Genomic DNA, 19,580 nt, shown 5'->3' with positions numbered 1-19,580 from the left:
GGCGGATGATGACGCGCGAACAGCACACGGTTCCGGCTCCCGGCCCCGGCACCATGCCCGGGGAGCCGGGAGCCGGGGAGACGGCGTCCGGAAGGCCGGGAAACGACGAGTCGCGGGCCGGGGAGCCGGGCGACGGGCACGACGCGGCGGGACCGGGGGGCGGCCGGCTGCGGCGGCACCGGCGATGGCTGGTGCCGCTCGTCGTGGTGCTGCTGCTCGCCCAGATGACCGCCGCCATGGTCACCGCCGCGGCCGAGCAGACGCCGACCATCGACGAGCCCGTGTACGTGGGCACGGCGGCCGTCTACCTGCGCGAGCACAGCCTGGCCTACAACCCCGAACACCCGCCGCTGGGCAAGCTGTTGATCGCCGCCGGGGTCGCCGTCGCCGATCCGCACGTCGATCCTTCGTTCACCGGCGACCAGGGGCGGCTCGGGCGGCACCTGCTGTACGAGTCCGGCAACGACCCGTGGCGGCTGATGCGGTGGGCCCGGCTGCCGGTGATCGTGCTGACGCTGCTCTTCGGGCTGGTGGCGTTCGCGTTCGCCCGGGACCTTGCGGGCACCGCGGGCGGCCTCGCGGCCCTGGCCCTGTACGCCTTCTCGCCCGACCTGATCGCGCACGGCTCCCTGGCCACGCTGGACGTGCCCGCGGCCGGCTTCGTGCTCACCTCGGTATGGCTGCTGTGGCGGGCCCGGCGAAGGCCCAGGCTGTATCTGCCGCCCGCCGGTGCGGCGCTCGGCGCGGCCCTGGCGACCAAGATGAGCACGCTGCCCGCGGCGCCGGTGGTCGGGGCGCTCGCCGTGCTGTCGGTGTGGGCGGCCCGGCGCCCCGCTGGCCGCGCCGCGCGGGCCCGGGCGCTCGCGCTGGGCACCGGCTGGGCCGCCGCCACGGCCGCGGCCGCGATCGCCGTCGTCTGGGCCGCGTACCTGGCGGTGGACCCGCGGCTGCGCTGGACGTCCGTGGAGCCGGTGCCCGCGGTGCACGGGCTGCGCGGGACGCTCACCGGTCTGCTGCCCCTGCCCGAGGCGTACCGCGACGGCATGCGGATCCAGTTCGGGCTGGAGGGCCGTCCGTGGCAGGGCTTCCTGTTCGGGCAGGTGTACACGGGCGCGCGCTGGTACTACCTGCCGGTGGCGCTGGCGGTGAAGACCCCGCTCGGCATGATCGCCCTGTGGGTGGCCGGGGCCGCCCTTCTGGTCGCGGTGCGGCGACTGCGGGCGGCGGCGCCGTACGTGCTCGTGCCCCCGGCGGTGCTGCTGGCCGCGGCGATGCACTCCTCCCGGGACTTCGGCACCCGGTACGCCCTGTTCCTGCCGATGTTCCTGGCGGTGGCCGCGGCCTGCGTGGCCGTGGTGCGGCGCGGGTGGGTGCGGGGCGCGGCCGGGGCGCTGCTGGCGTTCGTCGCGGTCAGTTCCCTGCGGACGTACCCGTACTACCTGCCGTACGCCAACGAGGCTTTCGGCGGTCCGGCCCGGACCCACGAGCTGCTGCACGACGCCAATGTCGACTGGGGGCAGGACCTGGGCCGACTGGCCGAGCGGCTGCGCTCCCGGTATCCGCGCGAGCGGATCTGGCTGGTCTACAAGGGCAGCGGCGTCCCGGCGTACTACGGCATCCACGCGGCCGATCCGCGCAAGGTGCCTCCGCGGCGGGTGCGCGGGCTGCTCGTGGTGTCCGACTCGGCGGCGGCCAAGGCGACGGGACGGCTGGCCGCGCTGATCGACAGCAGCCGGCCGGTCGACGAGGTGGGCCACTCGATCACGCTGTACCGGCGCTGACCCGCCGACCCGGGCAAGCGGCCGGGCGCCGCGCGGGACGGGCGGCGCTCAGGCCGGGTTCGGCTGCTGCTGGAACCCCGCGGCGCTGACGTGCTGCATGACCCGGCTGGCCACCCGGTAGCGGCCGTTGGGCACGCGGTCGGAGCGGACGATGTGGACCGTCAGCGGGCCGGCCCACGCGTAGCCGCGCCGTTCGGCGTGCCGGGCGAGACTGTCGGTGAGCACCTGTCCGACGCGGCTGCCGCGGCGGGTCAGCTCGTCGTGCACCGTGTCGGCGAGTTCGACGTCGAAGGCGTTGGGCACGATGACCAGTTGGTCGCTGCACACGACGGCGTGGGCGTCGCACTCGCGGCGCAGCGCGTCGAGGAGCTCCACCGGCTCCTTGCCGGCGATCCGGGCCCAGAGCGCCCCCCACCGGTTCTCCAGGGCCTGTTCCAGCGCGCTCAGGGTGCTCATGAGGATGTCCACCTGCCGAAAGTCGTCGGGGTCGGACCGGGCGGGTGCCCGCACGGCACGCGCCTATCCCTCCGGCCGCCCGGCGGCCTGCCCCCGCACGACGGGCCGTGTCCCCCGGCCGCCGGCCCGATGCCCCCGTACAAGCCCTGGTCACAACGGTGAGTGAGCTATGTTGAACCCCTGTGGGAGACAAAGGAGGCGCTTCGGTGTCATCGCCGCAGCAGGCCCGTGCACAGGCATCAGCGATCACTTCGGGCAAGACGGTTCCCGAGGCGGAGGCCGCGCCGACGTCCCAGCTCAGGGCACTCTTCGACGGACCCCACCTGTCTCCCGGCCAGCGCCGCATCGCCCAGTACCTCATCGAGAACATCGCCGAGGCGGCGTTCCTGTCCATCACGGACCTCGCGGAACGGGTCGGCGTCAGCCAGCCGTCGGTGACGCGCTTCGCCGCCGCGATGGGCTTCACCGGCTATCCCGCCCTGCGCGAGAAGCTCCAGTCCATCGCGCTGCGCACCCTCGCGGGCGGTCCGGGCGCGGCGGAGGAAGACCGGAGCAACGAGCTCCAGGCCGCCGTGGACGCCGAGATCGCCAACCTGGAGAACCTGCGCCGCGACTTCGCCGACCCCGACCGTGTGATCGACATCGGCCGCAAGCTGTCCGCCTCCACCCCGCTGACGGTGCTGGGGCTGCGCATCTCGGTGTCGCTCGCCGAGTACTTCGCGTACGCCGCCCGGCGCATCCACCCGGACGTGCGGCTGGTCACGCTCGGCGGCAGCGTCGCCTACGACGCGCTGCTGCAGTCCCGGGAGGCCGGGGGCACCTGGGTGCTGGCGTTCTCCATGCCCCGGCACGCGCACGAGACGCTCACGGCGGTCCGGGTGGCGCGCAGCGCCGGGCTGAAGGTCGCCCTGATCACCGATCTGGCGCTCGGCCCGGTGGCCGACGAGGCCGACGTCACCTTCGCCACCGGCACCGGCTCCCGCCTGGTGTTCGACTCCTACGCGGCCTCCAACGTGATGTGCGCGGCGCTGCTTCAGGCGATGACCGACGCAGACCCCGAGCGGACCCAGGGCCGCCTGGAGGACTACGAGCAGATCGCCGACCAGCACCAGTTCTTCCTCAAGGACTGAGCACGGCCGCTCCCCCGGCCCGTATCTCCCGTAGTGCGGGGACGGGAGTCATACATTCAAAGCAGGCATGAATGTTTTCATACGTCTTGCAAAGCGAACGGCATATATAAATACTGCTCACGGATCGCTGCCCGGCCCACTCCAGGCACGTTCCGCACCCCAGAACTCACCACCCGCACGCCCGAGAAAGCCGACGGACCGTCCATGCGCACCCCGCACCACCCCTCGCACGGGCACCGTCCGCCTCCCGGGCTCCCGCACGGGCATCCCGCGCCGCCGTCTCCTACCCGCGTCGGCGCACGGGATGTTCGATCGGGCCTCGCCTGCGCGAGCGCCCGTCGCGGCGGCCCCGGTCATCCCCTAGGCCGGGGCCGCCTCACCCTCGTCGGACCACCCTTCACGACGCCGCACACCCGGAAGCGAAGATCATGCCCCTGACGACCTCGCGCATCAGCACGGACTGGCCCTGCCAGGTCAAGACGCCCGGCACCTACGACTGGGAGCGCTCGGCGGCCAAGTGGCTGCGCGAACTGGTGCCCGCGCGCTACGCCAGCTACCCCGCGCTGATCCGCCACCCCGTGCTGCTCGCCCGTCACGCCCAGCTCCAGGTCCAGCAGGAGATACGGGTGGCCCGGACCGCCCTGCAGACCGCGCGCGCCGACCTGCCACGGCTGGGCATGCCCGAGTCGGTCATCGAGCACACGATCAAGCTGTACGCGGCGGAGGTCATGCAGTTGCAGCACATCGCGCGCAGCGTGCGGGCGGTGACCGAGGCACTGGTGGAGCGCGGCACCACCCGCTGATACACCGTCGCCACCGCTGGGACACCGCTGGGAGGACGGGGACGCCGCCGAGACATCGCCGGGCCACCGGCCGGGACGCCCCCGCGGCACCCGGCGGCACAAGCCGCCCCGCCGCGCGTCCGCGGCGATCCGCTCGGGGAGACGGAGGGCCCCGGCGAGAATCCGGACGTACAACCCTGTGATCGGACCGGGTGGCATGTGCGATGCTCATCGCGTGAGCAGCGAGCCCGCCTTCCCCGGGGAGTCCGACGCCGTACCCGACATGGTGGCGTTGGCCAAGGTCGTGGCCCGGCAGCGGGCCGAGATGGACCGGCTGCAGAACCTGGCGGCCACCTCGGCCGTCGTGGAGCGGGCCAAGGGGGCGCTGATGGCGCTGACCGGCTGCTCCCCGGAGTCCGCGCACGAGGAGCTGCTCCAGCGGGCCGAGGCGGCGGACCGCACGCTGATGGAAGAGTGCTGGATCACGCTGGGCACCCTGATGCCCCCCTCGGCCCACGTCGCCGGCCAGACGCCCCCGCTGCCCTCCGCCACCGCGTCCGCGGTCCCCGATTCCGCTGCCGCCGAGCCCGCGCCCGCCGATTCCGCTGCCGTCGGCGCGGAGACGTCCGCCGGGCCGCTTCCCGAGCGCGCCCGGACGACCGCCGCGGACCGGGCCGCCGACGCCGCCGTCCTCGCCGGTCTCGGCCGGGACCTGGTCCGGGTCGAAACCCCTCAGGACCTGGCCCGGCGCCTGCGGGAGAAGCTCGCCGCGCCCGTGGGCGCCGACGCGGTGATGATCTACCGGCGGCTGACCGGCGGCGGGCTGGAGCTGGTCGGCCACGCCGGCATCGGCGACACGACGGCCGGGCAGTGGCGTCACGTCCCCCCGCTGCGCGGCATCGCCGCGCTGGACGCCCTCACCGCCCGGGAGGCGCGCTGGCTGGAGGACGTCGCCGAGGACCGCAAGCGGTACTCCCTGATCGACGACGCCCCGGACCGGTGGCGCTCGCGCGCCTGGCTGCCCGTGGTGAGCGGCGGCACGGCGGAGGTGGTCATCGGTGTGCTGCGCGACCGCGAAGGACCGTTCGCCCCGCGCACCCGGGAACTGCTGCGCGGCGTCGCCCGGCTGTGCGCGGGCCGGCTGCGCGCCTTCGACGACCGCCCGGAGCACGGCGCGGACGGGCCCGAGGACGCCGTGCAGCCCCTGTTCGACGCCCTGCCCGGCATGACCGTACTGCTGACTCCGCTGCGGTCCGCCTCGGGGGACGTCGAGGACTACCGGATCGCCGCGGCCACCTCCGGCACCGTCGACGTGATCGGCCGCGGCGGACGCGAGCTGGTGGGCCTGCGGGTCCTCGAGTGCTGGCCGACCGTGGCCGAGGAGCCGCTGTGGCAGGGCTGGCAGAGCACGCTCGCCACCGGGGAGCCGTATGTGGGTGAGCCGTTCGCGCAGCAGGAACTCGTGGCGGGGCGCCAGGAGTTGTCCACGTACTCGGTGCGCGCCGCCCGCCTGGGACACGGCTTGATGGTCACCTGGCTGCGGCACGACTCCTCGGACCGGCAGGAACTGCGCCTGGCCGACCTGCAGCGGCTCGGCAGGCTCGGCTGGGCCACCTGGAACCTGGTCACCCAGGAGGCGGCCTGGTCGTCCCAGGTCTTCGCCCTGTTCGACCGCGACCCGGCGCGCGGAGCGGTCCGGCTGGGCGAACTGCCGGACCTCGCGCTGCCCGAGGACGGCCCCGTGCTCGCCCGCGCCGTGCGCGAGCTCACCGCCGAGGGCAAGCCGTTCGACGTCTCGTTCCGGATCAGGACGGCGAGCGGGGTGCGCCATCTGCGGGCCGTCGCCGAGGCAATGCCGGACGCCGCTGGTACGCCCGTCCAGGTCCACGGCTTCGTGCAGGACCTCACCGCGCAGCGCAGCGCGGAGCTGGCCCTGGTCGAGAGCGAGCGGGCGATCCTGGCCCAGCACGGGGTGCTGCGCACCGAGCGGACCGTGGCGGGACGGCTCCAGCACGCGCTGCTGCCCCTGCCGCGGCGGCCGGTGCAGCTGGCCGGGCTGCTGGTGGACGTCGCCTATCTGCCCGCCCAGTCCGGGCTCCACGTCGGCGGCGACTGGTTCAGCGCGATCGAACTGCCCAACGAGGACGCCCTGTTCGTGGTCGGTGACGTCGCCGGGCACGGCCTCGACGCGGTGGCCACCATGGCCCAGCTGCGCTTCACCGCCAAGGGCATGATCATCACGGGTTCCTCGCTGACCGGGGCGCTCACCCGGCTCAACACCCTGCTGCTGCACTCCGGCGACCAGCACGGCACCGCCACGATGGTGCTGGCCCGCTATGACCCGCGCGAGCGGTGTCTGAGGTGGGCCCAGGCGGGTCATCCGCCGCCGCTGCTGCTGCGCGGGGGCGAGCCCCGCTTCCTGGAGCGCCCGCGCGGGATCCTGCTGGGAGCCACCCGCTCTCCCGTCTACGAGGAGGCGGAGTACCTTCTGGAGCCCGGCGACCGGCTGCTGTTCTACACCGACGGCCTGGTCGAACGCCCCGGCGAGTGCATCGAACTGGGTCTGGACCGGCTCGCCCGGTCGGCCGCCGCGCACCGCGCGGACGGGTTCGGCTCCCTCGGTCCGCTGCTGGGCTCGATGCTGGCGGGCGAGCGGCGCGACGACGTCTGCGTGGTGGACGTCCGGGTGCCGACGGAACCGGCCTAGCCCGCCTCGTCGGCCCGGTCGGGCCCGTCGAGCGTGCCGGTCGGGCCGTCGGGGGTCAGTCCGCCGGGTGGCCGGGCGTGATGTCGAGGCAGTCAGAGAGCCGCAGCAACGGGCCGCCGAGGTCCTCCCGGCCGCCCGACTCCACCGGGTCGAGCTCGAAGCCCACGTGATCCCCCGCGTCGAGGCGGCGCACCATCCGGCCGACGAACCACGCCGGCGTGTCCGGCAGGACGACGGCACCGCTCCCCGCCCGCGTCCAGTCGGCCTCGGCGAACTTGTCCACTCCGTCGTCGGCGGTGCGGCCGCCGAACAGGGCGGCCAGCGCGTGCTGTTCCCGGGTCAACAGGTGCACGCCGAGACGGTCGGCCCGCTCGGCGACCCGGAAGGTCCGGTTGGCCTTGGAGAGCCACACCATGAACCGCGTGGGCCGGATGGAGCACTGGGCGGCGAAGCCGACCAGGCAGCCGGCCCGCTCCCCGTCGGCAGCGGCCGTGACCAGGTACATGTCGGGATCCAGCCGCTGGGTGAATGCGTCCGTGCCTGCCATGTCCGCCGTGCTCCTGCCGCTCCGTACCGCCGCGCGCGCCGTGCGCCGCCGCCCTGCGTACGCCCCGCCCGTACGCCCGCGCGCGGCGCGCCGGCTCACCTCTTCACGTCGGCGTCTGCCCGCCTCACCCGCCGTCAACCGCCGTACGGGACTCCAGCGACCGGCGGGTGTCGTCGCCGTAGACGCCGGTCTCGTCGCCGCTGATGCCGTACCAGAGCTGGAAGCGGGCCACGGCCTCCCTGAGCACGGCGTCGTAGGTGCCGCCGATGGAGCCGTCGCGGTACACGTCCGGGATGCGCAGCAGGCGCTCCTGCAGCTCGGCGACCTCCGGGCCGCTGTCGCCCTCGCGCAGGGTCCCGGGGCCGTCGGGGTCGGTCCCACCGTGCGGGCCGGTCGCGGCCGTGGGAACGGGAGCGGGGGCGGTGGAGACGCTCGCGGACGGGTGGGGTGACGGGGCCGCTGCGGCACCGGCGGCCCCACCCCTGCCGGGCAGCACCAGGGCGCACCCGAAGCCGGTCAGGGCGGCCGCGGCGACGGCGACCACGACGGCGGCGCGACGCAATCCACGCCCCGGCGCACCGGGGACCGCGTCCCGCCCGACGGGGGCCGCCTTCTTCGGCCTGACCGGGCCGGTGTCACGAGCGCCCGGCCCGGAGCCATGGGCACTCGGGCCCGCGTCTCGGACGGCTGCACCTGTCTCCCGGGCGGCTGGGCCGCTGTCCCGGGTGAACCAGCCGGCCTCCCCCGCGGTCGGGCGGGTGCGCGGCGCGCCGCGGGGCGCGGGTCCGCCGGCCGGTACCGGCGGCAGTTCCTCCGTGGCGTCCTCGACGACGGCGGCGTCCTCGACGCTCCCGTCCCCGCTGCGGCCACGCTCCGCTCCGCCGCCCCCGGGCCGGACGCCCTCGCCGGCGAGGTTCCCGGTTCGACGTTCCTGGAACTCCCGCATGAGCTCCGCGAGGGCGTCGGTCCGCCGGGGCCGTATGACGCGGACCGGTTCGAGGGGCGGCCCGCCGTGCGGCTGCCCGCCTCCGCGCGGTGTCGACACACTGCACTCCTTCCGTCCCTGCGCACGGACCCCATCCCGAGGAGTGATACGTGGCCGCCGCCCCGTGGGTTCACACGGCCGGCCCGGTTCAGCCGGCGGCGGCGAGAAATCGGTGCAGGGAGGTCTTCATCGCGGTGACGAACGCGTCCCTGCCCGGGTCGTCGAGAACGTCCAGGGACAGGTACGGGTTGAGGTCCTCCAGCTCCACCAGGAGCAGTCCGCCGCCCGGCGCGCGGCAGGCGTCCACCCGCTGAATGCCGTGGCCGAGCGCGTTCCAGTCGACGAAGCGCCGGGCGAACTCCAGGTCCTCGCGGCTGGGCCGGTACGGCCGCAGGTCCCAGCGCCGCGCGGGGTCCGGCGCGTACAGGGCGTACTGGAGGTCGTCGTCGACGAAGTAGAACGAGACCTCGTACACGAAGTCGATGTGCGGCTGGACGAGGACGCCGCCGTCGACCAGGCCGGGCAGCACGTCGGCGGGGACGGTCCTGAGTCCTATGGAGTCGGCGCCCAGCCTCGGCTTCACCACGTAGCGGTCCGCGGCGGGCAGCCGGTGCAGGTCGTCGAGCCGGTCGACGGTGGGGATGACCGGGAATCCCGCGGCGGTCAGCTCGAGCAGGTACTGCTTGCCCGCCATGTCCGCCCTGCCGGTGAGCGGGTTGTAGACCCGGGTCCCGCGGGCGAGCGCCCTCGCCCGGAAGTCCTCGTAGGCCGCCGGGTACTCCAGGACGGGCCCGCTGTTGCGGACCACGACGGCGTCGAAGGCGTCCATCAGCGCGGTCGCCTCCCGCGGATGGCACAGGGCCAGGTCGAAGTCCTCGCGCAGACGCGAGGTCAGGTGGATGTCCTCGTCGCAGTAGCGGCGCCCGCGGGCCGGGTACGCCAGGTCGGTGACGTAGAGGAGGCGGGGTCGGGCGGACGGCATACGGGGCTCCTGGGTGGGGCGGGGGGCCGAGCGGGCCTGCGCTCGGGCGTGACGCGGGGCGGGCGGGGGCGGAGAAAGGTTACTTCCCCTGCTCGGCACCCCCGCTTGGGCACTCAGTTCCCTCCGGAGAGCGCACTGAGTGCCATTCCTGCCCGGCCGGATGCTACGTTCCCGTCCATGAGCTCCAGCAGCGCGGCCGCCCGTCGCGGCGAGAGGACGGAGGCGGCCGCCGCGAAGCCGCCCATGCGGGACGCCCTGGTGGCGGCGGCGTTCCGGCTGTTCCTGGAGCGGGGGTACGAGCAGACCACCATCGACGACATCGTGGCGCTCGCAGGGGTCGGGCGGCGGTCCTTCTTCCGCTACTTCCCCTCGAAGGAGGACGTGGTCTTCCCCGACCACGAGCGCTGCCTGGCCGACATGACGGCGTTCCTGGCCGCCGGCGGCGACGAGGACGAGCCGGTGCAGCGGGTGTGCGACGCGGCCCGGCTGGTGCTGCGGATGTACGCCGAGAACCCGACGTTCTCCGTGCAGCGCTACCGGCTCACCAAGCAGGTGCCCGGGCTGCGGGCGTACGAGCTGTCGGTGGTGTGGCGCTACGAGCGCGCGCTCGCCGACTACCTGCGCACCCGGTTCGCAGGACGGCGCGACGGGACGCTGCGGGCCGACGTGGTCGCGGCCGCCGTGGTCGCCGCGCACAACAACGCGCTGCGCTCCTGGCTGCGTTCCGACGGGCAGGGCGACGCGGGCGAGGCCGTGGACCACGCGCTCGGCTACGTGCAGTCCGCCTTCGGCGACGCGCCCGCCGCCGCCGCGGCCGGCCACCGCGCCCAGGAGGAGCGGGAGGACGTGGTCGTGGTCGTCTCGCGGCGGGGGGCGCCGCTGTGGCGGGTCGTGCAGGAGATCGAGTCGGCGCTCGGCCGGAGCTGAGCCCCGGTTCCGCAGATTGAGGGTACGCAGTGCCTTTACGAGTGGCACTGAGTGCCATACGCTGTGCCCGTGCACGGTGGCACGGGCGGCCGCGCACGGGCGTGCGCGGGCGACCCGGCACGCGGGATTCCGGCCGAGCGCAGGGAGCTGACCAGCGTGTACCACCCCTCAGGAAATGTCGCTCATTTGGCAACCGGCTCCGCCACGGGTCTCCTGGAACCCGGGGCCCGCGAGCCGGAGGCGCTCTACTTCCAGCGCTGCGTCTGGTGCGGCAGCGCCATGTACCACCGGCTGCTGTGTCCGGTCTGCCGGGGCAGCGAACTGCGGACGGAGCGCAGCGAGGGCAGCGGCACCGTCCGCCACTCGACGGTGGTGCACCGCAACACCCCGGCCGCGCGCAATGTGTCGCTGATCGAGATGGCCGAGGGCTTCGTCGTCCGGGGGCGTGTGATGGGCCCGCCCATCGGCATCCACAGCGGCGACCGGGTCCGGCTGTCCACGGCGAAGGACCCCGTGCGCGGCGAGCCGGTCTTCCAGCTGCTGGACGAGTACCGAGCCTGGACCTGACGGACGGAGGTCTGACGGGCTGCCGCGGTCCGTCAGCTCACCGGCGGGACGGTGGGGCCCCCTGAGCCTCCTGCGCCGGCCGTCCCGTCCGCTCCCCCGGCCGCCCCGCCCCGGACGCGCCGGAGCGCGCCCGGCCCTCGGCGGGGCCGACGGCGAGGGCCAGGAAGGTCAGCAGGGCGCACACGGCGTAGACGCAACCGGGCCAGGCGAGCAGGGCCGGGTAGGGGCTGGGGTGCGCCAGGTGGTCCTCCGCCCGGATGAGCAGCGGGACGAGTCGGGCACCGGCCGCCAGTGCCCACACGGCGAGCGCGAGCCGGGCGAACGGGCGCCGCCGGAGCGGACCGTGGGCCAGCCAGATCATGGCGGGCAGGCACCAGATCCAGTGGTGGCTCCAGGAGACGGGGCACACCAGCAGCCCGTACAGCTCCACGGCGACCAGGATGCCGAGCCGGTCGCCTCGCCGCACCGCCGCCCACAGCGCCCAGGCAGCCGCCCCCGTCGCCAGGGCGAGCGCCGTCCACCAGACCGGGGCGACGGCGGCCCCGTCCTGGCCGACCAGCCGGGCGACCGCCCCGCGCAGGGACTGGTTGCGCACCGACCAGAGCGGGCCGACGCGCTGGGTCCGCGTCACGAGCACCGACCAGTAACGCGCCGACTCCTCCGGAGCCACGCCCCAGGCCACCGCCGTGGCCGTGGCCCCGGCGACGACGGCCCACAGCGCCGCGCGCCACTGCCGGGTCGCCAGCAGGTACAACCCGCCCACGGCCGGGGTCAGTTTCACCGCCGCCGCCAGACCCACGGCCGCGCCCCGCCACACCGCTCCTCGCGTGGACTCCCCTGCCCCGGACGCTCCTGCCCCAGAGGCTCCTCCCCCGGCGTCTCCCGGCTCGGGTCCCGCTCCCCGGCGCCCCGCTCCCCAGGGGGACGCCAGACCGGCCAGCACCACGGCGCCCAGCAGCAGGTTCACCTGCCCCTGGTCCAGGGTGTGTCGCACCGGTTCCAGCCACAGCCCCACGGCGGTCCACAGCAGGACACGCGCCCTGCCGCGCCCGTCGGCGCGCGCGGGGAGCAGCCGGAGGGCGCACGCCACGATCACCAGCAGAGCGGCGACCGAGACCGCCTGCCAGAGTACGACCGTCGCCGTCCAGGGCAGGCGGGACAGCGGGAGGAACACCAGCGCCGCGAAAGGCGGGTAGGTGAAGGGCAGCAACGGGATGGGCGGCCCGGTGTGCACCGCGAAGTCGTACAGGCCGCCGGAGAGCACGTGCGGCGCGGCCCCGTGGTAGACGCGCAGGTCCAGCGGCTCGGTCGGATGCGTGACGACGGCCAGGACGTGCGCCGTCAGTGAGATGGCCAGGCACCAGCCGGCATGCCGGGTGAGCCACTCGCCGATCCTCCGGCACCCGGTCCCGATCGTTCTCACCCGCACCAGCCCCGTCATATGCACGCGGACCGCAGCCTAGCCCAGCGCGCAGCGGGCCCGATCACCACCACGCGGACGACGACCGTTCAGCACGCCTTTCCTCACGGCCGATGCCCAAGAGCCGGGCCGGCCGGGGCCCGCCGGACCGGGTCCCCGTCACCGAGGCTGCACCTGGGCCGAAGAGCTATCAACCGGGCGGCTGGATAGCGCCGTTGGGATTCAGCCCTCCGCTTGGCGCAGGCAACCCGCCGCACTCGCCTCCCGTCCTCCGGAGCGCGAGAGGCCCCCGGGACCGACGGGGCGCCCGCGCATCGGTTGCCAGGAGGAACCATTGATCCGTGTCCGGCGCACAGGGGTGACCGCCGTGGCGGTGCTCGCCCTGCTCTCGGCCGCGCCCGTGTCGGCGCAGGCCGCCCCGCCGCCCTCCGGCCCCCGGGCGTCGGCCATCACGGCCGACGGCGACGGCGGGCTTCCGCCGGGCTGGCGCGTCACCGGCGAGGGGGCCGCCCGGCAGTTGGTGTGGCGGTCGAACACCCCGGTACCCATGGGTGACGCGCGTGTGGAGTTCTACGCGGGCGGCAGGCTGCTCGGCCGGCCGCAGCCCGACCGGGACGGGCACACGTTCCGGCTCGCCCTGGACCGGGCGCGCGCCGGCAGCCTGAACGGGCTGCACGTACGCGCGTCCGGAAGGCGGTTGGACGGGCCGGGCACCACCGCGCCCGCGCCGGGCCGGAACTCCGTGGCCGCGGCCGCTCCGCCCGCGCGCCTCCCGGCGAACGGCGTCGACCCGGGCAGGCCGGGTCCCTATCGCACCGCCACCGGCGAGTACCGCCTCGACTCCGTCCGGCTGCCCGGCCTTCCGGCGCCGGTCGAGATGCGGGCCGTGGTGGTCGCTCCCCGGGGCGCCACCGGCCGCCGGCCGCTGGCCCTGTTCCTGCACGGCCGCCACGCCACCTGCTACAAGCCGCACGGCGCCGTCACCGGCGACTGGCCCTGCCCGTCCGGGACCAGGCCGATCCCCAGCCACCGGGGCTATCTGCGGGACCAGAGGCTGCTGGCCTCGCAGGGCTACGTGACGGTGTCGATCGCGGCCGACGGCATCAACGGCCAGGACTGGGCGGCGGAGGACGGCGGGGCGCAGGCCCGCTCCTCACTGGTGCGCCTGCACCTGGCCCGCTGGGCCGGCTGGGCCGCCCGTCCGTCCTCGGCGCCGGACGTCGTACGCGACGCGCCCCGGGCCGACCTCTCCCGGGTGCTGCTGGTCGGGCACTCCCGCGGCGGCGAGGGCGTCAACCGCGCCGCCATGGACAGCCTCTACCCGCCGCCCGCCGGCCAGGACGGCTACCACGGCCCGGTCCGCTGGCACATCCGCGGCACGGTCCTCATCGGACCGACGGCCTTCGGCCAGAATCCCGTCGCCGACGTGCCGTCGGCCACGATTCTGCCGGGCTGCGACGGCGACGTCTCCGACCTGCAGGGCGAGCTCTACGTCGACGGGACCCGAGGCGTCAGCCGGGGCGCCGCGCTGCACAGCGCCGTCTACGTCGTCGGCGCCAACCACAACTTCTTCAACACCGAGTGGACGCCGGGCACGGCGCAGGCGCCCGCCGAAGACGACTTCTGGAACGACCCCGGCCACCGCGACCCGGTGTGCTCGCCGGGCACCAACACCCGGCTGACCGCGGACCGGCAGCACCGGGCCGGCACCACCTACATCGCCGCCGCGGCCCGCCTGTTCGTCGCCGGTGACGACCGGGTGCGCCCGCTGCTCGACGGCTCGGGCGTGCGGGCGCCGTCGGCGGACCCGGCCCGGGTGCTCACCCATGCCGTCGGCGCCGGCCGCACCGGCGCCTTCCTGCCGGACGGCCCGGTGTCGGTGACCGGCGGCCGGCTGTGTTCGGCGGTCGACCCCAGCCCGTCCGTCGCCTGCCTCGGCCCCGGCGCGAGGGGGGCGTCCCCGCACTTCGCGCCGTGGGAGACCACCCGGGAGACCGGCCGCCGCGCGGTGGCGCTGCGCTGGTCCGCCGCCGGGAGCCCGGTGCGGGTGCGGCCCGCCGCCCCGGTCTCCCTCGGCGGCGCCGAGGGCCTGGCGCTGCGCGTGATCGTGCCGCCGAACACCGTCGGCACCCGGCTGGACGTGTCCGTCACCGACGCCTCCGGACGCCGTGCGACGCTCGGCCGGGTCCGCGTCGACGGACTGCCCGGCACCGAGCGGACCGCGTCCTACTGGGCGCGCGAACTGCGCGTCCCGCTCACCCCCGCCACCCGCGCCGGTGTCGACCTGCGCCGGGTCACGACTCTCGAACTGACCCCGCGCACCCGCTCCGGCCGCGCCTGGCTGATCGACGCCTGGGGCCGGCGCCCGGGCACCCCCGCGGTCCGTGCGGCCGCGCTGCCCCGGATCGACATCGGGCGGCTGACCGTCGAGGAGGGCGACTCGGGCGTGCGCACCTACCGGGTGCCGGTGCGGGTCTCCGGGCACGGCAACGGGCAGGTGCGCCTGTACGTCGTGGACCCGGCGACCGGCGGGGCCACGGACCGGCTGGTGACCGTGCGGCCGGGCGGCCACGACATCGACGTACCGGTAAAGGTGGAGGGCAACACCCGGTTCGGGCAGGACGTGTCCCACGACGTGCTGGTGAAGGCGGTGCACACCTCCGTGATCGGCTCCTACCGGGGCGGGGTGACGGTCGGGAACGACGACCCGAGGCCCACGTTCAGGGTCACTCCGCTCGCCGGCCGGGTCACCGAGGGACAGCCGCTGAAGTGGCGGCTGACCCTGTCCGCGGCCGCCGATACGGAGATGTCCGCGCTGTTCGCCGTACAACCGGTGGAGCGGGGGCCGGAGTTGTCCACCAAGGACGTCGATCCGCGATGGCTCCGGGAGAGCACCGGCGCGTCACCCGACCCGGAGCGGCCCCTGTCCCGGGTGAAGGGCCTGTCCCTGTGGGCGTCCGTCCCGGCGGGCCGGCTGAGCGCGGAGGTCACGGTGCCGACGGTGAGGGACCGGGTCGCGGAGCCCGCCGAGTCGGTCCGCTTCCGGCTGACCGACGACGAGGGCCGGCCGCAGGACGGCGGGCCGGAGCTGACCGGCACGGTGCTCGACGCGTCGTAGCCGGTCCGCGCGGCCGTGGCGGTCTCGCGGGCCGGAGCGGCAGGCCGCGCGGCTCCCTCATGGGGCCGCGCGGCCGACGTGCGTGACCCCAACGGCTCTTGAGGTGCCGTCAGGTGGTGGCCTTCGGAATCACCCGGATGCCGACCGAGCCCTGCTCGCCCCGGCGCAGCCGGCTGCCGAGCAGGGTGAGCCGGCCGAGCAGGCCGTACTTGCGGGCGACCAGGCCGCGGTAGCGGGCGCTGGTGGCCGGATCGCAGATCTCCGCGGTCGCCGGGCGCTGGTCGCCGGTCGGATTGCCGCGCACGTCGCACGGGCCGACCAGCACATCGGGCCGGTTGCGGATCCGCTTGACCTTCCAGGAGTCGGCGGCCGTCCACACGCCGAGCGCGTCGCCGTCCCTGACCACCCACACCGGGGTGGCGACCGGGGTGCCGTTCTTGCGGTAGCTAGTGATCAGCACGTACTTGCCGGCCGCGAGCCGCTCCACCACGGTGTCGTTCATACGCGCAGTCTAGGGCCTGTCTTCCCGATCTCGCCGGGGTGCTGAACGCCCGTGTCCCGCGCCCCGTATGGAGAGGAGGGCCGCTCAACTACCGGAGCGTCCCGGCGGTGTTGCAACCGTGTGTTCGGGGTTCGGGAGCCACGCATGAGGCACGCACGACGAAGGGTCGTCCGGCGAGTGACACGGCTGACGGCCGTCGCGGGACTGCTCCTGGGAGGAGCGATGGTCACGCAGGCGGCGATGGCCAGTGAGGCTCCCGGCACGTCCGCCGTCCCGCTCCGGGCCGCCGCGCCGTCGGCCGCCGGCATGGGCGCGGACCTGGCGTCACGGCTCGGCACCGCACGTACGGCGGGCAGCTGGATCGGCGCCGACGGACGCCCGGTCGTCGCCGTCACCGACGAGGGGGCCGCCGCCGAGGTGCGGCGGGCGGGGGCCGAGCCGAAGGTCGTCCGGCACAGCATGAACGAGCTGAAGGCGGCCGCGGCCGGCCTGCGGGCCGCGCCCCGGGTGGCCGGCACGGCGTGGGCGCTGGACTACCGGACCAACCGGGTCGTCGTCCAGGGCGACAGCTCGGTCTCCTCCGGCGACTGGGCCCGGCTCACCCGCGTCGCCGGCCGCCTCGGCACTTTCGTGCACATGGAACGCGCCCAGGGCAGGTTCACCACCCGGCTCAACGGGGCGCAGCCCATTTTGTCGACCAGCGGCCGCTGCTCGGCGGGATTCAACGTCACGGACGGACGCGGCGACTTCATCCTGACGGCAGGGCACTGCGGGCCCACGGGGTCGACCTGGTTCGCCGACAACCAGGGCAACCAGCAGCTGGGCCGGACGGTCGCCGGTTCCTTCCCCGGCAGCGACTTCTCCCTGGTGCAGTACGCCTCCGGCCGCGCCGGTGACGGCGCCGACGTCGTGGCGATCGGCGGCAACAAGGGCGTGCGGATCACGGGCGCGGCCGATCCGGCCGTGGGGCAGCGGGTGTTCCGCAGCGGCAGCACGAGCGGGCTGCGCGACGGCCAGGTGACGGGGCTGAACGCGACGGTGAACTACCCGGAGGGCACCGTGACCGGACTGATCCAGACCACGGTGTGCGCCGAGCCGGGCGACAGCGGCGGGCCGCTGTTCTCCGAGGGGGTCGCGCTGGGGGTGACCTCGGGCGGCAGCGGCGACTGCAAGACGGGCGGTACCACGTTCTTCCAGCCGGTGACCAAGGCGCTGTCCGCGCTCGGTGTGCGGCTGATCGTCTCGGCGCCCCAGGGCGGGGGTGCGGCGCCCTCCGCCGCTCCGTCCGCGTCGGCCACCCACAGCGCCATCGCGCCCGGTGCCGTCTCGCCGGGGTCCTCGGCGCCGGTGGCGGGCGGCGCGAACGGCTCCACGCTGGTGGCCAGGCTGACCGACCCGCGCAACGTCGGCCCGGGACTGCTGGTCATCGCGGGCAGTCTGATCGCGCTGGTCGCCACGCGCTACATCCGCGCGGAACAGGACCGCAAGGCCTACCAGCGGTACTACTCGGCGACCTGGGGCTGAGAGGGGCGCACAACCGGGCCGTGGGACGGGCGGCCGAGGGCCGCGGGACGGGCGCCGTGGGAGGGACGGCCGAGGAGGGTGTGGAACGGGCACCCGTGCGCTCAGGGGTGCCCCGGAGGGTGTGGTCCGTTGCCGGCGGTGGCGCTCAGGCCGCCCTGACCGGGTCTGGAGCGGCCGCAGCCCACTCCAGCACGAGCCGCTGGTACTCCTCGCGCTGCTCGGTGGTCAGTGTCCCGCCCGACCGGAGCCACAGGGCCCGGATCTCCTCGTTGACCTCCGCGGCCGATCGCTCGGAGACGGGTTCAACAGTGGTGGACATGTTGTGAAGCATATGCCGATCGACGTGAAGGCGCCGTGAGTAAGTGCTAGCCATACGGACATATCGGACCGTGTCCCTCATCACGTCCATCCGCCGGGAGGAAAACGCGAGTTCGCCTCCCGACGCGTGTGAGGAACACCTCACGTCCGGCTCTCCGTCAGGTGCCCGGCTTGCGGCCGTAGACGAAGACGTCGTCGCCCTGCTTCAGCAGCGACCAGTACTTCTTGGCGTCCGTCGTCGTCATGTTGACGCAGCCGTGCGAGCCCGGCGGGTTCCACATGCTCAGGCCGACCGAGTGGAAGGCCTGACCGCCGTCGAAGAACTGGCTGTAGGGCATCGGCACGTGGTAGATCGTCGACACGTGGTCGATGTCCCGCCAGTAGATCTTCTTCAGGCCGGTGCGGGTCTCGTACCCGTCACGGCCGGTGCGCACCGGGACCGGACCGTACACGAGCCGGCTGCCGTCCTGGATCCAGCTGAGCTGGAGGGTGAGGTTGACGCAGGCGATACGGCCCTTGTTGACCGGGCACTTGCCGTCCCTGTTCGGGTTGCTGCCGACCGCCTTCTGCTTGTTCATCAGGTCCATCACGCCCCAGGTGATGGGCCCGGCATACCCGATGTTCGGCGTGATGCCGTGCTTGGTCTGGAACGCCTGGATGGCCTTGCAGTCCGCGGCCGACTGGCGGCCGTCGACCGGCCGGCCGAGGAACTTCTCCACCTGCTTCTGGTACGGCCCGGTCCGCGTCGTGCAGCTCGCGGCCTGCGCCGGCGCGGCGCCGAGCGCCAGACCGAGCGGCGCGACGAGCCCCGTCACGCCGAGCGCGACGACTCCCCGCCTGGACATGCCCCTCATGTTCCTGATCCCCCTTCGTGCGGCCCACTGCTCTCCGATTACTGGACAACCGCCGGGCGGCGGTGGTTGTAGGTCCGGCCGGCCTGAGACGAAACGGTGACAAGAACGGTGGCACGCGGCGGCGGACGTGTGAAGGTGCCCTCACCACCCTGGTCGGTGCGGACCCCTGCTGTGAGCCGAGCCGTCCGCCGAAACCCGGTGCCGGAACGACCGGCCGGGCGGACAGCGTGCGCCCATGTCCGCATTCCTCCAGCAACTCCCCGCGCTCACAGGCGTCGTGATCGGCGCCCTCGGTTCGTATCTCGCCGTCGTGCGGGGCGACCGGGCCCGGTTCCGGCGGGAGCGGGCGGCGCGCTGGGACGAGCGGCGGCTCGCGGTGTACGCCGACTACGCGCGCTCGCCGAAGAAGTCGGTCACGCTGACCTACCGGGTCGCCGCCCACCTGGGCAACGACCCGAATCCGCATCCCCTGAGCCTCGCGGAGGCGGAGCCGGCGCTGGCCGACGCGGCCGTCGCCCGGGACCCGTCCGGGGAGGCACTGATCATGCTGGGCAGTACGGAGGTGGTGGAGAAGGCCCGGGAGTGGGTCGTCGCGGTCATGGAGATGGAGCGGTTCCTGCGCGAGGGGCGGCGGGACCCGGAGGCATGGCGGACGCTGCTGGAGCGGCAGCGTGCCGCCCGCGAGGGCTACTGCACGGCCGTACGCACGGATCTGGCACTGCCGCCGGGCCACTCGTCGCGGTGGCCGCTGCCTTCCCCGCCGCCGGTGTGAGGGTCACCGGTGACCGGCCGTGTCGGCCGAGGGGTGGCGCGGGCCGTGCCGAGTTCCACGGCGACACCCCGCCCCGCGCCCCGTGTCGCGCCCGCGACCTGCGCGACCTTGCCTTCCAGCGGTCCCGGCATGTCCGGCCCCCCGTGCGGGCCCCGTCGATGCCGTCATCGCGTCGATGTAGTCATCGGGGGTGCGGTGGAAGCCGGAC

The 19,580-nt window shown here is 74.6% G+C and carries 17 protein-coding genes and 1 pseudogene; 9 read left to right on the top strand and 9 right to left on the bottom strand.

Going from position 1 to position 19,580, the window contains the following annotated elements; translation table 11 throughout:
• Positions 1 to 5: 5 nt before the first annotated feature.
• Positions 6 to 1,781 (top strand): phospholipid carrier-dependent glycosyltransferase, encoded by a 1,776-nt coding sequence (locus ACF1A5_RS07070; protein ID WP_392191810.1) that lies wholly within the window; start codon positions 6 to 8, stop codon positions 1,779 to 1,781.
• A gap of 48 nt (positions 1,782 to 1,829) precedes the next feature.
• On the opposite strand, the gene ACF1A5_RS07065 is transcribed toward ACF1A5_RS07070, so the two are convergent.
• The gene (locus ACF1A5_RS07065; RefSeq protein WP_392191809.1) at positions 1,830 to 2,237 is read right to left on the bottom strand and encodes a DUF3662 domain-containing protein; all 408 of its coding nucleotides are present in this window, start codon (positions 2,235 to 2,237) and stop codon (positions 1,830 to 1,832) included.
• Positions 2,238 to 2,443: 206 nt separating this feature from the next.
• On the opposite strand from ACF1A5_RS07065, the gene ACF1A5_RS07060 reads away from it, so the two are divergent.
• The 3 genes from ACF1A5_RS07060 (at position 2,444) to ACF1A5_RS07050 (ending at position 6,856) form a co-directional block, all read left to right on the top strand.
• Positions 2,444 to 3,367 carry a MurR/RpiR family transcriptional regulator gene (locus tag ACF1A5_RS07060; protein ID WP_392191808.1) on the top strand — a complete coding sequence of 308 codons (924 nt, stop codon included), beginning with the start codon at positions 2,444 to 2,446 and terminating at the stop codon, positions 3,365 to 3,367.
• 428 nt (positions 3,368 to 3,795) lie between these two features.
• Positions 3,796 to 4,170, top strand: a complete 375-nt coding sequence (locus ACF1A5_RS07055) for a hypothetical protein (RefSeq protein ID WP_392191807.1) — start codon at positions 3,796 to 3,798, stop codon at positions 4,168 to 4,170.
• A 262-nt stretch (positions 4,171 to 4,432) separates the two neighbouring features.
• On the top strand, positions 4,433 to 6,856 hold the full coding sequence (locus tag ACF1A5_RS07050) for a SpoIIE family protein phosphatase (RefSeq protein ID WP_392192100.1): 2,424 nt from the start codon (positions 4,433 to 4,435) through the stop codon (positions 6,854 to 6,856).
• 55 nt (positions 6,857 to 6,911) lie between these two features.
• Here the strand turns inward: ACF1A5_RS07050 and ACF1A5_RS07045 are convergent, their stop codons facing one another.
• From ACF1A5_RS07045 to ACF1A5_RS07035, 3 genes are all read right to left on the bottom strand, one after another.
• Positions 6,912 to 7,403 (bottom strand): flavin reductase family protein, encoded by a 492-nt coding sequence (locus ACF1A5_RS07045; RefSeq protein WP_392191806.1) that lies wholly within the window; start codon positions 7,401 to 7,403, stop codon positions 6,912 to 6,914.
• Between the two features lie 124 nt (positions 7,404 to 7,527).
• A complete protein-coding gene (locus tag ACF1A5_RS07040) occupies positions 7,528 to 8,448 on the bottom strand; it encodes a peptidoglycan-binding protein (RefSeq protein WP_392191805.1) in 921 nt (306 codons plus the stop codon).
• An 88-nt stretch (positions 8,449 to 8,536) separates the two neighbouring features.
• A complete protein-coding gene (locus ACF1A5_RS07035; protein ID WP_392191804.1) occupies positions 8,537 to 9,370 on the bottom strand; it encodes a hypothetical protein in 834 nt (277 codons plus the stop codon).
• Between the two features lie 177 nt (positions 9,371 to 9,547).
• Here ACF1A5_RS07035 and ACF1A5_RS07030 point away from each other — a divergent pair, with 177 nt between their 5' ends.
• Positions 9,548 to 10,297 (top strand): TetR family transcriptional regulator, encoded by a 750-nt coding sequence (locus ACF1A5_RS07030; RefSeq protein WP_392191803.1) that lies wholly within the window; start codon positions 9,548 to 9,550, stop codon positions 10,295 to 10,297.
• Between the two features lie 156 nt (positions 10,298 to 10,453).
• Complete coding sequence (locus ACF1A5_RS07025; protein ID WP_392192099.1) at positions 10,454 to 10,864, top strand: Zn-ribbon domain-containing OB-fold protein; 411 nt, start codon at positions 10,454 to 10,456, stop codon at positions 10,862 to 10,864.
• Positions 10,865 to 10,901: 37 nt separating this feature from the next.
• On the opposite strand, the gene ACF1A5_RS07020 is transcribed toward ACF1A5_RS07025, so the two are convergent.
• Positions 10,902 to 12,293, bottom strand: coding sequence for a glycosyltransferase 87 family protein (locus ACF1A5_RS07020; protein ID WP_392191802.1), 1,392 nt, complete (start codon positions 12,291 to 12,293; stop codon positions 10,902 to 10,904).
• Positions 12,294 to 12,618: 325 nt separating this feature from the next.
• On the opposite strand from ACF1A5_RS07020, the gene ACF1A5_RS07015 reads away from it, so the two are divergent.
• The gene (locus ACF1A5_RS07015) at positions 12,619 to 15,402 is read left to right on the top strand and encodes a hypothetical protein (protein WP_392191801.1); all 2,784 of its coding nucleotides are present in this window, start codon (positions 12,619 to 12,621) and stop codon (positions 15,400 to 15,402) included.
• A 109-nt stretch (positions 15,403 to 15,511) separates the two neighbouring features.
• On the opposite strand, the gene ACF1A5_RS07010 is transcribed toward ACF1A5_RS07015, so the two are convergent.
• Positions 15,512 to 15,904, bottom strand: a complete 393-nt coding sequence (locus ACF1A5_RS07010) for a PPOX class F420-dependent oxidoreductase (protein WP_392191800.1) — start codon at positions 15,902 to 15,904, stop codon at positions 15,512 to 15,514.
• A gap of 144 nt (positions 15,905 to 16,048) precedes the next feature.
• Here ACF1A5_RS07010 and ACF1A5_RS07005 point away from each other — a divergent pair, with 144 nt between their 5' ends.
• Positions 16,049 to 17,428, top strand: a complete 1,380-nt coding sequence (locus tag ACF1A5_RS07005) for a S1 family peptidase (protein ID WP_392191799.1) — start codon at positions 16,049 to 16,051, stop codon at positions 17,426 to 17,428.
• Between the two features lie 145 nt (positions 17,429 to 17,573).
• Here ACF1A5_RS07005 and ACF1A5_RS07000 read toward each other — a convergent pair whose 3' ends face one another.
• Both ACF1A5_RS07000 and ACF1A5_RS06995 read right to left on the bottom strand, forming a co-directional pair.
• Positions 17,574 to 17,759, bottom strand: coding sequence for a hypothetical protein (locus ACF1A5_RS07000; RefSeq protein ID WP_392191798.1), 186 nt, complete (start codon positions 17,757 to 17,759; stop codon positions 17,574 to 17,576).
• Between the two features lie 145 nt (positions 17,760 to 17,904).
• A complete protein-coding gene (locus ACF1A5_RS06995; RefSeq protein WP_392191797.1) occupies positions 17,905 to 18,600 on the bottom strand; it encodes a L,D-transpeptidase family protein in 696 nt (231 codons plus the stop codon).
• A 235-nt stretch (positions 18,601 to 18,835) separates the two neighbouring features.
• Between ACF1A5_RS06995 and ACF1A5_RS06990 the strand changes: the two genes are divergently transcribed.
• Entirely contained in the window at positions 18,836 to 19,372 is a 537-nt protein-coding gene (locus ACF1A5_RS06990) for a hypothetical protein (protein WP_392191796.1), read from the top strand.
• A gap of 32 nt (positions 19,373 to 19,404) precedes the next feature.
• On the opposite strand, the pseudogene ACF1A5_RS06985 reads toward ACF1A5_RS06990, so the two are convergent.
• Positions 19,405 to 19,503: pseudogene (locus tag ACF1A5_RS06985) on the bottom strand (short-chain dehydrogenase); the annotation flags it as partial.
• Positions 19,504 to 19,580: the final 77 nt, after the last annotated feature.

Origin of the sequence: Streptomyces sp. NPDC014864, from assembly GCF_043081525.1 — a bacterium.
In the GTDB taxonomy this organism is placed as follows: Bacteria; Actinomycetota; Actinomycetes; order Streptomycetales; family Streptomycetaceae; genus Streptomyces.
Note: the sequence above shows the minus strand (reverse complement) of the source record. Positions and strands in the feature narration are given on the sequence as shown.